Source organism: Binatus sp. (SeqCode), from assembly GCF_035272065.1.
GTDB lineage: Bacteria > Desulfobacterota > Binatia > Binatales > Binataceae > Binatus.
Genome location: NZ_DATEQZ010000011.1, coordinates 14,097 through 30,795 on the forward strand (window position 1 = coordinate 14,097; position 16,699 = coordinate 30,795).

Sequence of the window (16,699 nt, forward strand, 5' to 3'; positions counted from 1 at the left end):
TGAGCACCACCACGGGTGGTATGAATCGCGGCGTAATGCTCCCAGCGACCGGTTCCTTTTCCCGCATCTGAGCATCAAACGGAGCCATAAATGCCACTGAACACAGCCTGCGTGGGCCGCGAATATCCGCCCGTTACGATTAACGTCACCCTCGATGCGCTCCAGAAGTACGCGCGCGCCTACAACGACGACAACCCCGCGTTCTTCGATGCGAACCGCCCCGGCGGTATTGTCGCGCCGCCGATGTTCGGCGTCACTGTCACGTGGGACGCGCTGATGAAAGCCATGATGGATCCCGACTTGCACGTCGACCTGCTACGCCTCGTTCACGGCGAGCAGGACATGGAATTTCCAAATCCGATTCGCCCCGGCGACGTCATCACCGCGAACGCAAAAGTCCTTTCGATCGAAGCCAAGACCACCGGCGAGACCATGACCGTCGAGCTCAACGCCACCAACCAGAAAGGCCAGCCGGTTCAGAAAACTCTCTTCATTATTTTCATCCGAGGCGCCAGAAACCGCGACGCTGGAGCCGCGGAACCGCGTCCCGTCGAGCCCGATCGCGGTGCGCCGCTCTTTTCCGTCGCGCAAACCATCGACAAGGATCAGACCTTCCGCTACGCGGAGGCCTCCGGCGATCCCAATCCGATCCATGTCGATGAGAACATCGCGAAGATGGCGGGCCTGCCGGGCATCATCGTGCACGGCCTCTGCACGATGGCGTTTACGTCGAAGGTCGCGATCGACAAACTCTGCGCCGGCGACCCGATTCGCCTCAAGCGCCTGCGCGTGCGCTTCTCCCGACCCGTGCTGCCCGGCCAGACCATCACGACCAAGGTTTGGGCGGACGGCGAGCGCGACGGCCGCAAGATTTTCGCCTACGAAACTTTCAATCCCGACGGTCAGGCCGTTATCAAGGGCGGCGTCGCCGAAGTCGCACCCTGACTTTGTGAAAATCACCATCGGCCTCTCGCTCTCTCTCACCGGCGAATACTCGCCGATGGGCCGGCAGGCGGAAATCGCGATTCGTCTGTTCGTCGCCGACGCCAACGCCAGCAGCGCGCTTCGCGTCGCCGGCGAGCGATGTGAGTTCGCGCTCGAATGCCACGACGACGCGAGCGATACCGCGCGATGCGCCGAAATCTATCGCTCGCTATGCGCGAATCGCCGCGCCGGCGTAATTTTCGGCCCGTACTCCAATCGCCTCGCGCGCGTCGCCGCACCCATCGTCGAACAATCCGGCCGCGTCTTCGTCAATCACGGCGGCGCCGGCGATGAACTATATGAGCGCGGCTACAAGCTAATCGTCGGAGTACTCAGTCCTGCAAGTGACTATTTGAGCGGCTTCGTCCGACTACTCACTCAACTCAAGTTGTGGCGCAAGCGCGTCGCGATCGTCGTATCGAAGTCTCCGTTCGCTCGCGCGGTTGCATCGGGCTTCGAGCGCGCCGCAGATGAGCGGGCCGCTCGCCGCCGCGGAGTCCGCGTCCGCGTCAAATGGAACGGCGCGTTCGACCCCGAAACGACGCCAGCGCGGCTTTTCCCCGCGCTCACGCGCAACCGCGTCAACGCACTCGCCAGCGCCGGCAGCTACGAGCACGACGTCGCCGTAATGCGCGCAGTCGCGGAGTCGCGTCTCAACATCCCGGTGCTCGGATGTGTGGCAGCCGGCGTCGGCCGCTTCGCGTCGGACCTGGGCGAACTGGCGGACGGAATCGTTGGCCCCTCGCAATGGGAGGATTCCGTCGAGCTCGAGCCCGCGCTCGGACCGACGCCCGCCGAGTTTGCGCGCCGGATCCGCGCGGCAGGCGCGGACGATACTCCCGACTATCCAGCCGCGCAGATTTACGCCGCCGGCCTGCTGACTGCCGCCGCGCTTGCGAGCGCCGGCCACCCGGACGACGCGATGCTTCGTGCCGCATTCTCGGATTTGCGCACCACCACGATGTTCGGCGACTTTGCGATCGATCGCATTACCGGCTGCCAAGTCGGTCACCAGATGCTGCTCGTGCAATGGCACCGCGGGCGCAAGGTGATTATCGCGCCCGAGTCGCACGACGACTCAGGCTCGCTCGATTTTCCCGCCGGATGGCGTCTGCTGCTTGCGGGCGCCGAGGCCCTTCGCTTAAGTCGTCCCGACGATTCGCAGGAGTCGCTCGACGACGAAGATCCGGGCGCCGATGAAGATGAGCGCAATCACGATTAGGCTAGAAGGCCGCAAGATTATCGCGATCGGCCTGATGTCCGGGACTTCGCACGACGGCGTGAGCGCCGCGCTCGTCGAACTCGACGAGCGTTCCCGTCCGCCCGCGCGGGTGATCGCGTTTGACGCTTTTCTGCACCCCGCGCGCTTTCGCAAAGCACTGCTCGCCGCTTCCGCCGATGAAAAAATCGGCGCCGCCGCGATCTCCACGCTCAACTTCGCGCTCGGCCGCGACTTCGGCCGTGCCGCCATCGAGATCGCCAGGCGCGCGCGCATCGCACTGTCCGACGTTGCCTTTATCGGATCGCACGGCCACACCTTTTTTCATCTGCCGCCTCGGCGCACGACGCGCGGACAGCTCGCCTCCACGATGCAACTCGGCGAGTCCGCCGTTATCGCCGCAGCCACCGGCGTTCCGGTGGTCGCCGACTTCCGCACCATGGATCTCGCGCTCGGCGGCGAGGGCGCTCCTCTCGCACCGCTCGCTCATCTCTGGCTGTTCGCCGATCCCAAGCGCGGCCGCGTCGTGCAGAACATCGGCGGCATAGGCAACGCGACTTACATTCCGCCGCGCGCGCGTCTCGGCGACCCCGACTTGATCGCATTCGACACCGGCCCGGGCAACGGAATGATAGACGCGCTCGCTTCGCGAATCTCCGGCGGCCGCCTGCGGATGGATCGTGACGGGCGCATCGCGGCGCGCGGCCACCTAAACGATCCGCTGCTCGCCAAGCTGATGCGGAATCCTTATTTCAGCCGCCGCCCGCCAAAATCCACCGGCCGCGAGGAGTTCGGACCCCATCTTCTGGATCGCATCGTCGCCGCCGGCCGCCGCACGAAAATCGTTGACTACGATCTGGTCGCGACCGTCACCGCGCTCACCGCGCGCTCGATCACCGACGCATGCCGCCGCTTCATTTTTCCCCGCGGTCCCGTCGATCAGTTGATCGTCACCGGTGGCGGCGCGCAAAATCCCACCCTGATGCGAATGATCGCGGCCGATCTTCCCAATGTCGAAGTGATGACAGCCGCGGACATCGGCCTTGACGGCGACGCGCTCGAGGCCGTCGCATTCGCCATCCTCGGCTACCAGATGTTGCGCGGGCGCCAGGGCAACATCCCCACCGTCACCGGAGCGCGCGCTCCTGCCATCCTCGGCAAGCTCACGCTGCCCCCGCAGCCATTAATATGATCGCCTTCGAGCGCAACGGTTTGCAGTTCGATTTCCGCACCAGCGGGATCGCGATTCATCGCGGCCACGTTCTATTGGTCCGCGTCGAGCAATACGACTTCTGGTTCTTACCAGGCGGGCACGTCGAAATCGGCGAACTCGCCGACGCCGCGATGATACGAGAGATGCGCGAGGAAACCGGCCTGCAAGTCGAAATCGATTGCCTGATCTGGCTGGTCGAGAACTTCTTCACTCTCGATGGCAAACCCCATCATGAGCTCGGATGTTTTTATCTCGTCAAGCCGCTCGCAGCTCAGCTGGATCTCAGCAAAGAATTCTATGGTAAGGAAGATGACGGCGTGCCGCTGACCTTCCGCTGGCACCGCATCGACGCACTCACTGGCCTGAATATCTTTCCCTCGTTTCTGAGAATCCGCCTGAATGCACTACCCACTTCGATTACTCACATCGTCCAAAGAGATAAGGACTAGTACAAGAAAGATACGGCTTTCCGTTACCAATCTCGTAGCGTCTCAAGGCTTTGACTTGAACAGGGTCGTGTGAAAGGCTCCGTCCGGTCTCTTCCGTGCCATCGCCGGTTTCCCCAAATAACTTCATCATAGAGGATTCGATGAAAACCCGCATTGTGGGCGTCATCGCTGCAAGTGCGATGTTGGCCATCGCCATTTTCACATCGCCCGCTCTTACGCAGGCCGGCGACGATTCAAAAGTCGTTTCGACCCCCAACGCGACTATCACTCTTACGACTTTTCAGGCGGCCTCGGTGGTCATCGGGCAGGCCGATTTCTCCGGAGGATTTCCAAACCAGGGGATGGGCAATCCCGCCGCCGATACAGTCGACGGTGGTCTTGGGTCCGTTGGCGTTGGGCCGACGGGCGCGATTTATCTCAGCGACTACAGCAATCAGCGAGTGCTCGGGTTCCTTGCCGTTCCTACATCAAACGACGCCGACGCGGATTTCGTGCTCGGCCAGCCAAATCTTACCTCGTCTGGCCAAGGCAACGCGGCGAATCAGTTTGGAGGACCCCAGTCGCCCTATGTCTCCGGCAAGGTGCTATTGGTCGATGATTTCTACGACAGCCGCGTTCTCATATGGAAAAAGGCTCCCACGTCGGATCAGGTTAAGGCAAATTTCGTGATCGGACAGGCCAAATTCGGAACCCGGAACTTTGCTTGCACCGCTAAAGGCATGAATGCTCCCGAAACGATTTCCGCAGCCGGCGGAAAACTGGTCGTGGCCGATTCCAGCAATGCTCGCGTGCTCATCTATAACAAGATTCCGGCAAAGAACGGGCAAAAGGCGAACATTGTGCTCGGCCAGAACAACTTCAAAACTTGCGTTACGCTCAATAGCGGTACCGGAACTTCGGGTGCTCCAAGCGACGCCAACTTCAGCTATCCGGCGGGAGTGTGGACCGACGGGACAAGGCTGGTCGTCACAGATGAAGATGAAAATCGGGTTTTGATTTGGAACAAGTTTCCGAAAAAGAATTTTCAGCCAGCTGATATCGTGCTCGGACAGCCCGACTTTACTTCAAACGTAGTAAACAAGAACGGCTCAGGCGGTTCAGGACTGCCCAGCGCAAAGAACATGAACATGCCGTATGACGGCGTGTTCAGCAACGGCACTCAACTCTTCGTCGACGATCAGATGAACAACCGCATCCTGGTGTGGAACACGTTTCCAACCGCGAACTTTACGCCCGCCGATGTCGTGCTTGGCCAGCCAAACTCCACCTGCGGCGTGGAAAACAACGACGGCACCAGATGCACCGAAGGCGGACCATGCGCAAACAATCTCAGCTAGCCGGCGGGAGTCACCCAGGTCGGCAACCAGCTTATTGTTGCCGATGGCAATGGTCGGTACCTGATTTACGACGGCATGTAGTCAGACTTTCGGCAAATATCTTTGCGCGGCGCGATGCCCGAAGGCTGAGCTTCACGCGCTGCGCCTGTCCTCTGGCGCTTCGACTCCCGCCTTCGCTGCGGACTCGACCACCGCCGATCGAAAGATCCCATGCGCCATCGTTGATTCCTCGCGATCCGCGCGCGCCGCGTAGATTCTCATCCGCGCTTCATGCGCCGATTTGTCGTCCGGCGCAGCCGCCACCGCCCAGTCCGCCAGGTGACATGCGAGCACGACTTCACCCGCCGCGAGTTTCTCATTCGCGCGCGCGATCACCGGCCCGACGCCACCCGCCAGCGCCGCGATCTCCCGCGCGCGCTCGGCGTCGGTCGCCGGTTTCAGATTCGACGGCATGCCATCGTACCATCCGCCTTCCAGCCGCCAGATATTGCGCACGATAAACTCGGGCTCGTCGTAAACCGCCTGTAGCCACGGCTTCTCCGCGAGATTCGCCGCCGGCTTCACGGTGTGAATTACCTCGTCGAGCGGCGCGCCCGCATTCATCATCGCAATAGTCTGATCGTATAAACTTTGCAGATAGTTCGCGGTGTCGTTCAGCACCTGGCGCACCCGAATAGCGCCGAACACCGGGTAGCCATGCCCCGGCACGAGTAGTTCCGCCCCCAGCCGCGCCATCACGCGCAGCGCCTCGGCCCATTCGCGCGCATAGCGTTGCGCCTTCTGCGGATTACCCGCGTTGGGCGCCGCCCAGATAATCAAATCTCCGGTGCACAGCACCTTGCGCTGCGGAATAAACACCCAGCAATGGTCGTCGGTTTCGCCGCGCGCATGATGGCATTCGAACTTGTCGTCGCCCGCAACTACATTCAACTGACTATCGAAGTAGGTATCCGGATATACATACTCAGTCGGCCACGGCGCCGGCCGGTTGAACTGCCGTGTATTGACTACTGTGTTATAGCCAGTCGTCCGCTTGTAGCGATCGAACCGCGCGGCGACCGCGCGATGCCCCACGACGCGCGGACGGGCGACCTTGTTCCTCTGCGCGTCCGCGACGATCGCCGGCATTCCGCACGCGTGATCGACGTGGCCGTGCGTGTAGATAGCCGTGTTCACCCGCTCCGGCGAGAACTGCCGAATCAGCTTCACCGTCGCGTCCTGGTTGAAGTATCCGCCGGTGTCGATCAGCACCAGCCCCTCACGCGTCTTTGCCGCCGTCACGTTCGCAAACCAGCGATAGAACATCACGCCGTCCGCAATTTCTTCGTACTCGCCGGTCGGCAATAGCGGATGAAACTGCCGGGTCGTAATAGCGCCAGTGAAAATCTTTTCCGATTGATCTCTAATGACGCCCATAACTCGATCTTCCTCTCAATCGATCCGATGCAGCTCGCGGATATGCCGAATCTTCTCGTGCTCGACCCACGTGTACCGCTGATGCTGATCGACGAGTCGCGCCTCGATTCCCGCCGCGCGCGCTCCCTCGACGTCGATCGAATAGATGTCGCCGGTAAATTTGGCTTCGTCGGGACCGACGCCCAGCCGTTCGAGTGCGATTCGAAAAATCCGCGGGTCGGGCTTCGCGACGCCAACGATATGCGAATCGATTGTCACGTCGAAGTACTTCGCCAGCCCGAATCGTTTCGCGTCCGCCTCGACTTGACCCTCCGCATTCGACACGATCGCGAGCTTGTAGCCCGCCGACTTGAATGCCTCCAATGCCTCGAATGTTCCCGGCCGCACCACGCGCCACAGCGTGGCCTCGCGATGTATCGCGCCGAACTTTGCAGCGCATTCGTGAAATTCATCTGCCGGAATTCCTGCAGCCGTCATCCAGCCGCGAAAGAAAAATTCGTACGCCGCGCTGGTGGCTTGGCTGTTGCCCTCGCTCATCAGATGTCGATCGATCGCCGCGCGCCCCGCGTATTCCGCATGCTCGAGCGCGAGCGCGTCCAGCTTCCGCCCCTCGCGTGAGAATTCGCGCGCCAGCAATTCGAAATCCAGGAACGCGAGCGTGCCGCCAAAGTCGAACAGCAGCGCCTTCAGTTTTTCTTTTTTCTTCGAGCTCATTCCGCCCTACCTTAGCAAGACCCTACCGGTTCACCTCATATTGTTGCGCAGCCATCTCTCAAAAAGATATGATTTCTGTGGAGATATCTCCCCGCGAGCCCAGCGCTCCACAGGAGTAGTGATGTTCACCGGTATCATCGAAGACCTCGGCACCGTCGAAAGCCTCAAGCCGACCGACCAAGGCGCGGTGATTTCCATCCACACTTCGCTCCCCGTTTCCGAAGTCACAATCGGCGACTCGATCACCGTCAACGGCGCGTGCCTGACCGTGATTTCCAAGAGCCCCGGCCGCTTCGCGATGGACATCTCCGCCGAGACCCTGCGATGCACCGGGCTTGGCGATCTGAGGCCCGGCAGCCGGGTCAATCTGGAGCGATGCCTCACGCTCGGGAAGCTGCTCGGCGGCCATCTCGTCTCCGGCCACGTCGACGGCATCGGCCGCGTCGTGTCGATCAAACCCGAGGGCGCCTCGAAACTTTTCACTTTCGAGGTCGCACCCACGCAAGCGCGCTACCTGGTCGAGAAGGGCTCGGTCGCCATCGACGGTATCAGCCTCACGATCTTTTCGATCAAGGACAACAGTTTTTCCGTCGAGCTTATTCCCCACACGATCCGCTCGACGACGCTCGGCTTCAAGCAGCCCGGCGACACCGTCAACATCGAGAACGACATGCTGGTCAAGTACGTCGAGAAGATTCTCGCCGTGCGAGCCGCCGCAACTCCCGCGTAGATACTGAAAAAATGAGCCTGATGCAGGTACCGCGCAAGATCGAGTACGCCCTGCGTGCGATGATCTATCTCGCCGATCATCCCGCCGGCGTGGCGCGCGGTACCGAGATAGCCGCTCGCGAGCACATCCCGAAGTACTATCTCGAAAAAGTGATTCGCGATCTGATGCGCCGCGGCCTCGTGAACGCGCGCCGCGGTCCCGGCGGCGGCTACCAGCTGGCCCGCGCCGCCGACACCGTCACCTTTCGCGATATCATCGAAGCCGTCGAGGGTCCAATCACGCTCAATGTATGCACCGATGGCAGCAGCTCATGCGCGCTGCAGCCGACCTGCCGCATGTACCGCGTGTGGGAGAAGGGCCAGCGCGTGCTGCTCGAAGTTTTCTCCGATACCTCGCTCGCCGAAATAGCCGCGTCGCGTCCGTCGCTGCCGGTCTACCCTCCCGCCGACGCAGCCTCGATATCGCCGGCAAAATCCCAGCCCGCGTAGCAGAATTGAAGAACCTCTCGACTGCGACTTCGCGAATCCTCGCCCATCTTGTCCCTCTCGCTGTACGGGAGAGGTTAAGTGAGGGTCCTTATTCAGCGCGTTCCGCGCGATCAGGATTCTGCTCCCGTCCGGTCCCCACGCCGTGAGCGATTTTGGAGCAATCAACCTCGGCGACTTCACTGGCAAACCGCGCCGCGGCGCCCCGGTCTTCACCGAGAAGACTTTCTATCTCGAAGAATTTTACGGCAAAAGCCTGCTCTTCGCGCTGATCCCTCCCGCCGGACAGCGCATCTCCGAATTCGATTCCCTCGTCGTGACGCTCCGCGAATTGCGCCGCAATCAAACCCGATGCGTCGTGATCGTCTCGCCAACCGCGCTCCCGAAGCTGATGCGCCGGCTCGGCCGCCTCGCCCCCACAGAGCCGCCTCCCGTTTTCAATCCATCCGAAGGACTGCGCTCGCGCCCGTATCCGCCAGATTCCGCCGTCGCCGAGATCTGGGAGCGTCTGCGCGCGGGCTCGATCGTCGTCGCCTCGATGAGCCGTGACGACGCCGACGATCTCACCGTCTTCGCACGCGAGCTCGCCAGTCGGCTCCGCGTCTTCAAGCTCCTGATGCTCGATCGGCGAGGCGGCTTGCTCGACAAGGACGGCAATCGGCTCTCGTTCGTCGAGGAACGCCGCATTCGCCGCACGATGCGCAACATCCGCTCGCGTGCTCGCAGAGCCATCGTGCGCGCCGCCCTCGACGCCTTGGAAGACGGCGTCGGCTCCGTCAACCTGGTAGCGCCGGGCGACGTTTACGAGGAACTCTTCAGTTTCATCGGTGCCGGAACGCTCTTCACTGAGATGCAATACGGCTTCGTCCGCCCCGTTTCAATTGACGACTTCGAAGAAGTCGAAGCACTGATCGTGCGCGGCCAGACCGAAGGCAATCTGCTGCCCCGCACTCCCGATCAGATCGCGCAAATCCTGCCCTCATGCTTCGGCTACCGAATCGGCGACGAACACCTCGCCGGTATCTGCTCACTGCTGACCGAACCCTACCGCCGCGATCGTTGCGGCGAGATCACCGCGATGTACACCCTGACTCGCTTCCAGGGAGAGGGCGTCGCCGCCGTGCTGGTCCGCGAGATCCTCAAGGAAGCCGAGGCTCGCCGCCTCAAATACGTTTTCGCCTGCACCAGTGACGATCGCGTCGCCGGTTTCTTTTCCCGCCTCGGTTTCAAACGCGTTAGTGCCCGCGACGTTTCTGCCGCCAAGTGGCGGGGCTACGACTCCTCGCGTATCCAGAGCCTTAGCATATTGCGCGCCAACCTCGACTGACTATTCGACTGAGTATTGATGCCCGCTAAAATTCCACCGGCCGCCGCCATCGTGGCGCTCGCTCTCATCGTCGCGGTCCTGAGCCTTCATCGACTCGGCGCCGGCGACGTATGCACCGGCAACGAAGCTGTCGAAGGCGTCTTCGTCCAGCAGATGGTCGAGCATGGCAATCTCCTGTTCCCGGTCGAGAACCGCAACGTTCCGATGTACAAGCCGCCGCTGTTCCACTGGACCGCAGTAGCGATCGATCGCCTCGCTGGAATCCAAAAGGTGACCGCCGCCAACCTCCGCCTGCCGTCCGCCCTCTACGCGATCGCAGGCGCGCTCCTTACGATGCTCTTCGCGTACGAACTCCTCGGCCTCGACGCCGCCGTCCTCGCTGGACTCGCTCTCGCTGCGTCCTATCAATACATCAGCCAGGGTCGCTTCGGCCGCGTCGATATGACGCTGTGCTTCTTCGAGACCCTCTCTCTGTTCGCTTTTCTGAGATGGTTAGCTAGTGACGCCACCTTGTCCGGTCGCGCGGCGCGCTTTGAATCCAACCTGCCCGCACTCTACCTGATGGCGGCCGCGCTGGGCCTGGGCGTGCTCGCCAAGGGGCCCATAGGCGCGATTCTCCCCGGCGTTTCGATCATCATCTTCATGATCGCCGAGCGCCGCGGACGCCAAATCTCCGCGATGCTCGATCCCGGCGCGATCATTCTCGGCGCCGCTATCGCTGCGAGCTGGTATCTCGCCTGCTACTTCGGCGGACGCTTCGCCTTCCTCAACCGCCAGCTCGACACCGAAAACGTCGGCCGCTTCTTCGGCTCGCTGGGCGCGATGGCGCCGTGGTACTACCTGAAGCCCATCCTCCTCAACTCCGCCCCGCTGAGCATCCTGGTCCCGGTCGCCGCGGTTTACGCATTACTCAGTCCAGTAGTCACTCCGGGCGGTGATTCTACTTCTCTTCCTGGGAAAGGACGCGCTGGCGTCCGCCTCTTCGCGATCTTCTACTTCGCCACCGTTATCTTCTTCAGCATCGCTGCCTACAAGCGCCGCTCGTATTTGCTGCCGGTATGGCCGGCCGCCACCGTGATTCTTGCGTGGTGGATCGTCACCGTTCCTCCGCAAGCATTCCGCCGCGCCGCCACCTGGACGTTCGTCGCGCTATGTGCCGGGCCGGTGGTTTTCAACTTCATCGATATACCGCGCACGGAAGTGCGCTCATGCGCCGCCGATTCCTTTCGCCCCGCCGCCGAGGAAATTGCCCGCGTAGTCGCGCCCTCCGACCCGCTCTACCTGTACGGATTCCAGGAAGAGGTAGCGCCTCTCCTCTTCTATCTGGATCGCGACGCGCCAGTTCTGCCGGGCCGTCTCGGCGACGCACCCCCCGGTTTCGTCATAATGCCCGCCAACGTATGGAAAACTCACCAGAGCGACGCACTCGACTTCGAACCCGTCCTCACTTCCGATCACGGCAACCGCCACCTCGTAATAGTCAAACGCGGCAAATCCTACGCGTCATCTCCCCGTCATTTCTTTGCCCGTGTCACCGCCCCGTACCTTTCGCAATCGACCAGGTGATCGTTCACCATCCCGGTCGCCTGCATCATCGCGTAGCAGATTGTCGATCCCACGAACTTGAAACCACGCCCGATCAAGTCCTTGCTCATCGCGTCCGACTCGATCGTACGCGCCGGTACCTGCTTCAGCGCGCGCCACTTGTTGATCCGCGGCCGCCCATCAACAAACCGCCAGATATATTCGTCGAAGCTGCCGAACTCTCTCTGCACGGCAAGAAATGCCTTCGCATTGCCAATCGCAGAATTTACCTTCAACCGATTGCGAACGATCCCCGCATCCGCGAGCAGCCTGCTAACATCTCGATCGCCGAACCTCGCAACTTTGTTCGGCTCGAATCCCCGAAATGCGCTCCGGTAAGACTCGCGCTTGCGCAGAATAGTGTCCCAACTCAGCCCGGCCTGCGCCCCCTCGAGCGTGATAAACTCGAACCACCGCCGTTCGTCATGCACCGGCACGCCCCACTCCTCGTCGTGGTAGCGAATCGCCAACTCATTGCGCGCCCATCCGCATCGCATAGTTGAACCTCAGGAGCGAGCCAGAATGTGCGGCGCGTAGGGCAAGTAGCGGCGTCGAGCGCTGCACCGGGATTCTTCCGGGAGTATATACTTAACGCAATGTGTCGGACATATGACCGACGGAGTTTGATTTCCGCTGGAATGCGCGCAAAGTTGATGACGGCGAGCGAATGGCGCGTGCAGTCAAGAGTGCAGTCGGCAAGCGACTCCGGTATCGTCAGCCAGTGCTCACGCTTCCGCTGACTCCGACACAGGGGACACCATTTTGAGGACTGCCAAGAAACCAAAAGCCAAGAAACAGCGTAAGCGTCCCGGTCCCCAACCAGAAGTTCTCAAGATTGAGGGCGACTCGAAGGACGCTATGCGGAAACTGATTTCCAAAAAGCGTCCCGTCGGATGGCCGAAGGAATAGCGTGAATATCCGCCACGCTGGCGCGCTCGCGCTTGTGGGTTGGTATCTGTTGGTCCCGCCCATCAATCACAACACAAAGTCGATTGATTCTAAGGCACCGATTACTGCTTGGACCGTACTTAATAAGTTCGGAACGGACAAAGAATGCAAAAAAGGAATGAGCGATCACGATGCACTGATCGAGGAGGTGAGCGAATCAGGCTATGCACGTGAAGGGAAGCTCCAAACGGAACTACTTTCAAAGGCTCAATGCATTGACGAGAACGACCATCGCTTCAAGGGCTGGGAAGGTGCCTTTATTGGTCGGATTCGTTGAAGTTTGAAATTAAGACAGTACCGACGGTCCGCCCTCGTCTGGCCTAGTCCGCTCTGGTCCGCCATCCCACTTGATTCCGCTTCATCCCGGCTGGTCCCGCTCAAATTGCGTAAGGTATATACTCCCGGATTCTTCGCTGCGCTCAGAATGACACAAAGAAAGTTCTAGCAGGGACGAAGTCCCGCATCTTTTCTTAATATCGGGTGCAGGGGTCACCCCTGCCGAAGGAAGTGTGAAACCCACCGCGGGCTTCACATTCAATCAAGTGATTTACCCTTCCCTTCACGCGCCGCTGGCGCTCTTCCGCTCCGGCTCCTCTGCCGCCTTCTCAGCGGATTTTTCCGCGCATCGCCTTTTCAGCTCCGCGAATGCATCATCGACGAACGCCTTCATCAGTGCGACATCGGGCATAACGCGCGGGTCCGCCATCATTCCGAAGTATAAACTCTTATAGTAACTGAGTATTGCGACTGCATACCCCATCGTCGCGCCGAGCGGCACCAGCGGTACCATGTCCAGGCAGACGTGACCGTTAATATATTGCGGCACCTGCACCCCCGGCACGTTGGTCGCGATAAAATTTATCCCGAATGCGGGCAGCGCGAAGCCGTCGGGCCGCGGTTTCCAATTCGTAAACTTCGCCAGCCGCCCCGCGACATCCATCATGGTAGTCGCCGCGCGCGAGGCCGGCCCGATCATGCTCGGCGGAATCGCGTCGCTGAGTCCCATCATGGCTTCCAGAGCCTGCGCCGACCCTGCAGCCTTGATTCGCTCGGTCTCCTCGTTGATCAGTTTCAGCCGCTCGACGATATCCATCGGCGCCGCCGGCGCGGTCGGGAACATCATCGAGACGCGATTTCCCAGCGAACTCCTTTCACTCTTGTGCCGCACGTTGACCGGACATCCAATGCACAGTTGCTGTCCTTCGACGGCGTAACCATGATGCTGCAAATAGCGCGCGGCGCCCTCGGTCAACATCGCCAGTACGACATCATTTACCGATCCGCCGAACGCCGATCTGATCGCGCGAAAATCCGAAAACGTTTGACGCGTCCAAGCCACGGCGCGGTCCTGCGTGACCGGCGTCGAGTTCCACGGCGTTGCCACTATCCGCCGCGTCGCCAGCTCGGTCATCACCCGCGACGCCTCGCCCAACTGCCGCGCGCGCTCCGCCACCGACGCCGGGTCCTCGACCGCTTCGACCGCCGCGTTGATCGTCGAGTTGACCGCGCCCTGAATCTGGTCGCGCACCGCTTCCGCGAATCGCCGTATCACGCTCGACGGCCGCGCCGCTACCCACGGCTCCGGCGGCTGCGGAATGTCGTCGGGCTCCGCGCGAAAATCGTACATCACTTTCAGCAACTCGACTCCCGACACGCCATCGACCAGGCAATGATGCACCTTCCACATCAGCGCCGTGCGATTCCCGTCCAGGTTGTGGAACACGTGCAGTTGCCACAGCGGATGCTTGCGATCGAGCGGCTTCTGGTAGATGCGCATCATTTCCACGAGCGCGTCCCCTTCGCTCATCGCGTCGGGCAGCTCGTGAAGATGCACGTGGTGGTCGATCGAGAACTCGGGATCATCCTCCATCATCGCGTGGGCGAAATTAAGCGGAACCTCGATCAGCCGCTGCCGGTAGCGCGGCACCAGATGCATCCGTTCCTCGAAATGCCCCAGCAGCCCGTTGAAATCGACGCGCCCTTCGAACAGCCCGATCGATCCGATATGCAGCGGACCGCTTTGGGACTCGGCGTAGATAAAGGTCGCGTCCTGGGTAGAAAGCCGGTAGCTCGAGGCGGATGGAAATGCGGAATTTTCAGCCATTTGTAGTCACCTCCGAGCCGGATTTCCCTGGCTTGGGCCACGGCGCTCGCTGCCCTGTCCCAGCAGAGAAAATCCTGGAAATGATGCTGCCGCGGACTGCAAAGTTTGGCAGGCATGGTCGCTAAAGCGCAAGCTGAATTTTATTGCAGCTACCCTTGCCGGACCGCCCGCGCTGATCAAGGATAACGTTTCGCGCGGGTTAAGAGCGTCTTACAAGCATTCCGACGGCAGCGCTTGCCCGCAGTAGTTGCCCCGGAGGTTCCAATGGCCGAGCAGATCAAGACCAATCGTCCTTATCCAATTCAGCTTAAATTGCGCGACGGCCGCAGCGCCACTATCCGCGTAATGGAACCTGCCGACCTCGACAAGATAGTCGAATTCGCCAAGGACCTCCCCGCCGACGATCTGCTTTTCCTCCGCACCGACATCACCGACCGCAACGTCGTCAAGCAATGGGTCGATCACATCAGGGACGGACACACCATCACCCTTCTCGCCGAGATCGACGGCGAACTCGCCGCCTACGCCAGCGTCCATCTGGATCAGGCGCGATGGACCCGGCGGGTCGGCGAGATTCGAATCATGACCTCGTCGCGTTACCGCGGCGCGGGACTCGGTCGCCGCCTCGCCGCCGAAGTATTCGATCTCGCGCGCTCGCTCGGGCTCAAAAAGATCACCGCCCAGATGACCACCGAGCAGGCCGCCGCGCGCGCCGCCTTCGAGCACTTGGGCTTCCAGGTCGAGGCGATGCTGTCGGACTGGGTCGAGGACCGCCGCGGCCGCTCCCGCGATCTCCTGATAATGAGCTACGACGTAGCCGGCTTCTCCGACCGCGTCGTCGCCTGAAGCCTTGACACCGGGTGCAGGTGTCACCCCTGCCCAAGGAAGCGTGAAACCCACGGTGGGGTTCACATTAAATCAAGTGATTTGCCCTTCCCCCACTACTGCGTCACGATCAGTATCCTGAACGTCCCCGCAACCGGCACCGGCCGCGGATGCGCCGGGCTGCTGCCCTCCGCGAACGTCAGGTCCGACGTCGGCAGATAAATCATCTCGCCACTCGGACCGAGCGCCATCGTCCGCGCACCCAACTCCGTCTTCACCACCTGCGCGAGTTCGAACTTGTCCGCCGACACTTCGCGAACGATCGTCAACGTCCCGTCGCCGCAACTCGCGAACACCAGGCCGCCGCGGAACGCCGTCGCATCAACGTAAGCACCGATCGGAAAATCCGCCACGATCTTTCCGTCGTCGGTGTTCATCACGACCAGCTTGTTATTTCGACATCCGATGAACAGGCGCCGCGTCGCGCGATCCATCGACATCCCGGTCGGCCGCTTACCCGGCCCGGTCGGCCATCGCGCGACGACCTTCATCGGCTTCGTATCGACCACCGCCACCTCGTCCTTGTCCGCGATATTGACGAACACCTTGCCCTTCTCGTCCGCAACCGCGAACTCGGGCGAGCCGCCCAGATCGACACTCGCCGCCGCCGTGCCGCCCGACAGATTCACGTCGGGCGCAATCGCGACCATCCGATGCGCATCGCCGCACATCACCAGTACGCGATTACTGGCGCGATCATAGATGATACCGTCGGCGTCAGCCGCCGCCGCCACCTTGCCGAGCGTCGCATGGGTCTTCATATCGAAGACCAGCACCGAGCCGCTCCCACCATCGCTGATAAACCCGCGCCGCGCGTCCGGCACGAGCGCCACGCCATGAGATCTTTGTTGCCCGCCGATATCCGCTACGACTTTCCCCGTCGCTACGTCGATCACCATCGTATGCGTCGTGCGAGTGACGTATAGCCGGCACTCGCTGAGCGTCGCGTAGTCCCATCCTCCGTCGCCGCCGACCTTGAAGGTAGCAGCCAACTTGTAAGCAGGCGGCGCCCCCGCCTCCGCCGCCAACACCGCGCCAGCCGCCGCGAACGCCGCAACAACAATCGAAAAACCAAAAAGTCGAACAAAATAATTTTTCATATCTCTTTTTCTGATCGGCTCCTTTGAGCGACCGGCAGCATGGGTAACACTTTAGACCGGCAACTGGAGTGAACCCCTAAAACTGGACAGCCAGGCAGATACGAATTGGACCGGGCGACGGGCTTATCGGAGGATAGGCCATGGCTCGACATCGGAGTTTCAGTTCGGAGTTCAAGCGTCAGATTGCCAAAGAATTTCTCGACG

At 61.2% G+C, this 16,699-nt stretch carries 16 protein-coding genes; 11 read left to right on the forward strand and 5 right to left on the reverse strand.

Translation table 11 applies throughout. The features are described from left to right. Positions 1–90: 90 nt before the first annotated feature. The 5 genes from VJX68_RS01555 (at position 91) to VJX68_RS01575 (ending at position 5,202) form a co-directional block, all read left to right on the forward strand. Positions 91–945 (forward strand): MaoC/PaaZ C-terminal domain-containing protein, encoded by an 855-nt coding sequence (locus VJX68_RS01555; RefSeq protein ID WP_324093877.1) that lies wholly within the window; start codon positions 91–93, stop codon positions 943–945. 4 nt (positions 946–949) lie between these two features. Then, positions 950–2,206, forward strand: coding sequence for an ABC transporter substrate-binding protein (locus VJX68_RS01560; RefSeq protein ID WP_324093878.1), 1,257 nt, complete (start codon positions 950–952; stop codon positions 2,204–2,206). Further along, positions 2,187–3,395, forward strand: a complete 1,209-nt coding sequence (locus VJX68_RS01565) for an anhydro-N-acetylmuramic acid kinase (RefSeq protein ID WP_324093879.1) — start codon at positions 2,187–2,189, stop codon at positions 3,393–3,395. The genes VJX68_RS01560 and VJX68_RS01565 overlap by 20 nt, the downstream gene beginning before the upstream one ends. After that, entirely contained in the window at positions 3,392–3,865 is a 474-nt protein-coding gene (locus VJX68_RS01570; protein ID WP_324093880.1) for an NUDIX hydrolase, read from the forward strand. The genes VJX68_RS01565 and VJX68_RS01570 overlap by 4 nt, the downstream gene beginning before the upstream one ends. 140 nt (positions 3,866–4,005) lie before the next feature. Then, positions 4,006–5,202, forward strand: coding sequence for an NHL repeat-containing protein (locus VJX68_RS01575; RefSeq protein WP_324093881.1), 1,197 nt, complete (start codon positions 4,006–4,008; stop codon positions 5,200–5,202). A 132-nt stretch (positions 5,203–5,334) separates the two neighbouring features. On the opposite strand, the gene VJX68_RS01580 is transcribed toward VJX68_RS01575, so the two are convergent. Both VJX68_RS01580 and VJX68_RS01585 read right to left on the reverse strand, forming a co-directional pair. Further along, a complete protein-coding gene (locus VJX68_RS01580; RefSeq protein ID WP_324093882.1) occupies positions 5,335–6,618 on the reverse strand; it encodes an alkyl sulfatase dimerization domain-containing protein in 1,284 nt (427 codons plus the stop codon). A gap of 15 nt (positions 6,619–6,633) precedes the next feature. Next, positions 6,634–7,332 carry an HAD family hydrolase gene (locus VJX68_RS01585; RefSeq protein ID WP_324093883.1) on the reverse strand — a complete coding sequence of 233 codons (699 nt, stop codon included), beginning with the start codon at positions 7,330–7,332 and terminating at the stop codon, positions 6,634–6,636. A gap of 121 nt (positions 7,333–7,453) precedes the next feature. Between VJX68_RS01585 and VJX68_RS01590 the strand changes: the two genes are divergently transcribed. The 4 genes from VJX68_RS01590 to VJX68_RS01605 all read left to right on the forward strand — a co-directional run bounded on the left by VJX68_RS01590 (position 7,454) and on the right by VJX68_RS01605 (position 11,440). Further along, positions 7,454–8,062 carry a riboflavin synthase gene (locus VJX68_RS01590; RefSeq protein ID WP_324093884.1) on the forward strand — a complete coding sequence of 203 codons (609 nt, stop codon included), beginning with the start codon at positions 7,454–7,456 and terminating at the stop codon, positions 8,060–8,062. Between the two features lie 11 nt (positions 8,063–8,073). Then, the gene (locus VJX68_RS01595; protein WP_324093885.1) at positions 8,074–8,550 is read left to right on the forward strand and encodes an RrF2 family transcriptional regulator; all 477 of its coding nucleotides are present in this window, start codon (positions 8,074–8,076) and stop codon (positions 8,548–8,550) included. A gap of 142 nt (positions 8,551–8,692) precedes the next feature. Beyond that, on the forward strand, positions 8,693–9,874 hold the full coding sequence (locus VJX68_RS01600) for a GNAT family N-acetyltransferase (protein WP_324093886.1): 1,182 nt from the start codon (positions 8,693–8,695) through the stop codon (positions 9,872–9,874). Positions 9,875–9,892: 18 nt separating this feature from the next. Further along, positions 9,893–11,440 (forward strand): ArnT family glycosyltransferase, encoded by a 1,548-nt coding sequence (locus VJX68_RS01605; RefSeq protein WP_324093887.1) that lies wholly within the window; start codon positions 9,893–9,895, stop codon positions 11,438–11,440. Here VJX68_RS01605 and VJX68_RS01610 read toward each other — a convergent pair. Then, positions 11,389–11,955 (reverse strand): DNA-3-methyladenine glycosylase I, encoded by a 567-nt coding sequence (locus VJX68_RS01610; protein ID WP_324093888.1) that lies wholly within the window; start codon positions 11,953–11,955, stop codon positions 11,389–11,391. The genes VJX68_RS01605 and VJX68_RS01610 overlap by 52 nt on opposite strands. Positions 11,956–12,368: 413 nt before the next feature. On the opposite strand from VJX68_RS01610, the gene VJX68_RS01615 reads away from it, so the two are divergent. Beyond that, complete coding sequence (locus VJX68_RS01615) at positions 12,369–12,683, forward strand: hypothetical protein (protein WP_324093889.1); 315 nt, start codon at positions 12,369–12,371, stop codon at positions 12,681–12,683. 282 nt (positions 12,684–12,965) lie between these two features. On the opposite strand, the gene VJX68_RS01620 is transcribed toward VJX68_RS01615, so the two are convergent. After that, positions 12,966–14,510: a wax ester/triacylglycerol synthase family O-acyltransferase gene (locus VJX68_RS01620; protein WP_324093890.1), complete on the reverse strand. Its 1,545-nt coding sequence runs from the start codon at positions 14,508–14,510 to the stop codon at positions 12,966–12,968. Between the two features lie 264 nt (positions 14,511–14,774). Here VJX68_RS01620 and VJX68_RS01625 point away from each other — a divergent pair, with 264 nt between their 5' ends. Beyond that, on the forward strand, positions 14,775–15,356 hold the full coding sequence (locus tag VJX68_RS01625; protein ID WP_324093891.1) for a GNAT family N-acetyltransferase: 582 nt from the start codon (positions 14,775–14,777) through the stop codon (positions 15,354–15,356). A 95-nt stretch (positions 15,357–15,451) separates the two neighbouring features. Here VJX68_RS01625 and VJX68_RS01630 read toward each other — a convergent pair whose 3' ends face one another. Then, positions 15,452–16,495: a YncE family protein gene (locus VJX68_RS01630; RefSeq protein ID WP_324093892.1), complete on the reverse strand. Its 1,044-nt coding sequence runs from the start codon at positions 16,493–16,495 to the stop codon at positions 15,452–15,454. Between the last annotated feature and the right edge of the window lie 204 nt (positions 16,496–16,699).

Coding starts and splice junctions, on each gene's coding strand:
- VJX68_RS01555 (WP_324093877.1), top strand. CDS start 91: ATGCCACTGAACACAGCCTGCGTGGGCCGCGAATATCCGCCCGTTACG.
- VJX68_RS01565 (WP_324093879.1), top strand. CDS start 2,187: ATGAGCGCAATCACGATTAGGCTAGAAGGCCGCAAGATTATCGCGATC.
- VJX68_RS01570 (WP_324093880.1), top strand. CDS start 3,392: ATGATCGCCTTCGAGCGCAACGGTTTGCAGTTCGATTTCCGCACCAGC.
- VJX68_RS01575 (WP_324093881.1), top strand. CDS start 4,006: ATGAAAACCCGCATTGTGGGCGTCATCGCTGCAAGTGCGATGTTGGCC.
- VJX68_RS01580 (WP_324093882.1), bottom strand. CDS start 6,618: ATGGGCGTCATTAGAGATCAATCGGAAAAGATTTTCACTGGCGCTATT.
- VJX68_RS01585 (WP_324093883.1), bottom strand. CDS start 7,332: ATGAGCTCGAAGAAAAAAGAAAAACTGAAGGCGCTGCTGTTCGACTTT.
- VJX68_RS01590 (WP_324093884.1), top strand. CDS start 7,454: ATGTTCACCGGTATCATCGAAGACCTCGGCACCGTCGAAAGCCTCAAG.
- VJX68_RS01595 (WP_324093885.1), top strand. CDS start 8,074: ATGAGCCTGATGCAGGTACCGCGCAAGATCGAGTACGCCCTGCGTGCG.
- VJX68_RS01605 (WP_324093887.1), top strand. CDS start 9,893: ATGCCCGCTAAAATTCCACCGGCCGCCGCCATCGTGGCGCTCGCTCTC.
- VJX68_RS01610 (WP_324093888.1), bottom strand. CDS start 11,955: ATGCGATGCGGATGGGCGCGCAATGAGTTGGCGATTCGCTACCACGAC.
- VJX68_RS01620 (WP_324093890.1), bottom strand. CDS start 14,510: ATGGCTGAAAATTCCGCATTTCCATCCGCCTCGAGCTACCGGCTTTCT.
- VJX68_RS01625 (WP_324093891.1), top strand. CDS start 14,775: ATGGCCGAGCAGATCAAGACCAATCGTCCTTATCCAATTCAGCTTAAA.
- VJX68_RS01630 (WP_324093892.1), bottom strand. CDS start 16,495: ATGAAAAATTATTTTGTTCGACTTTTTGGTTTTTCGATTGTTGTTGCG.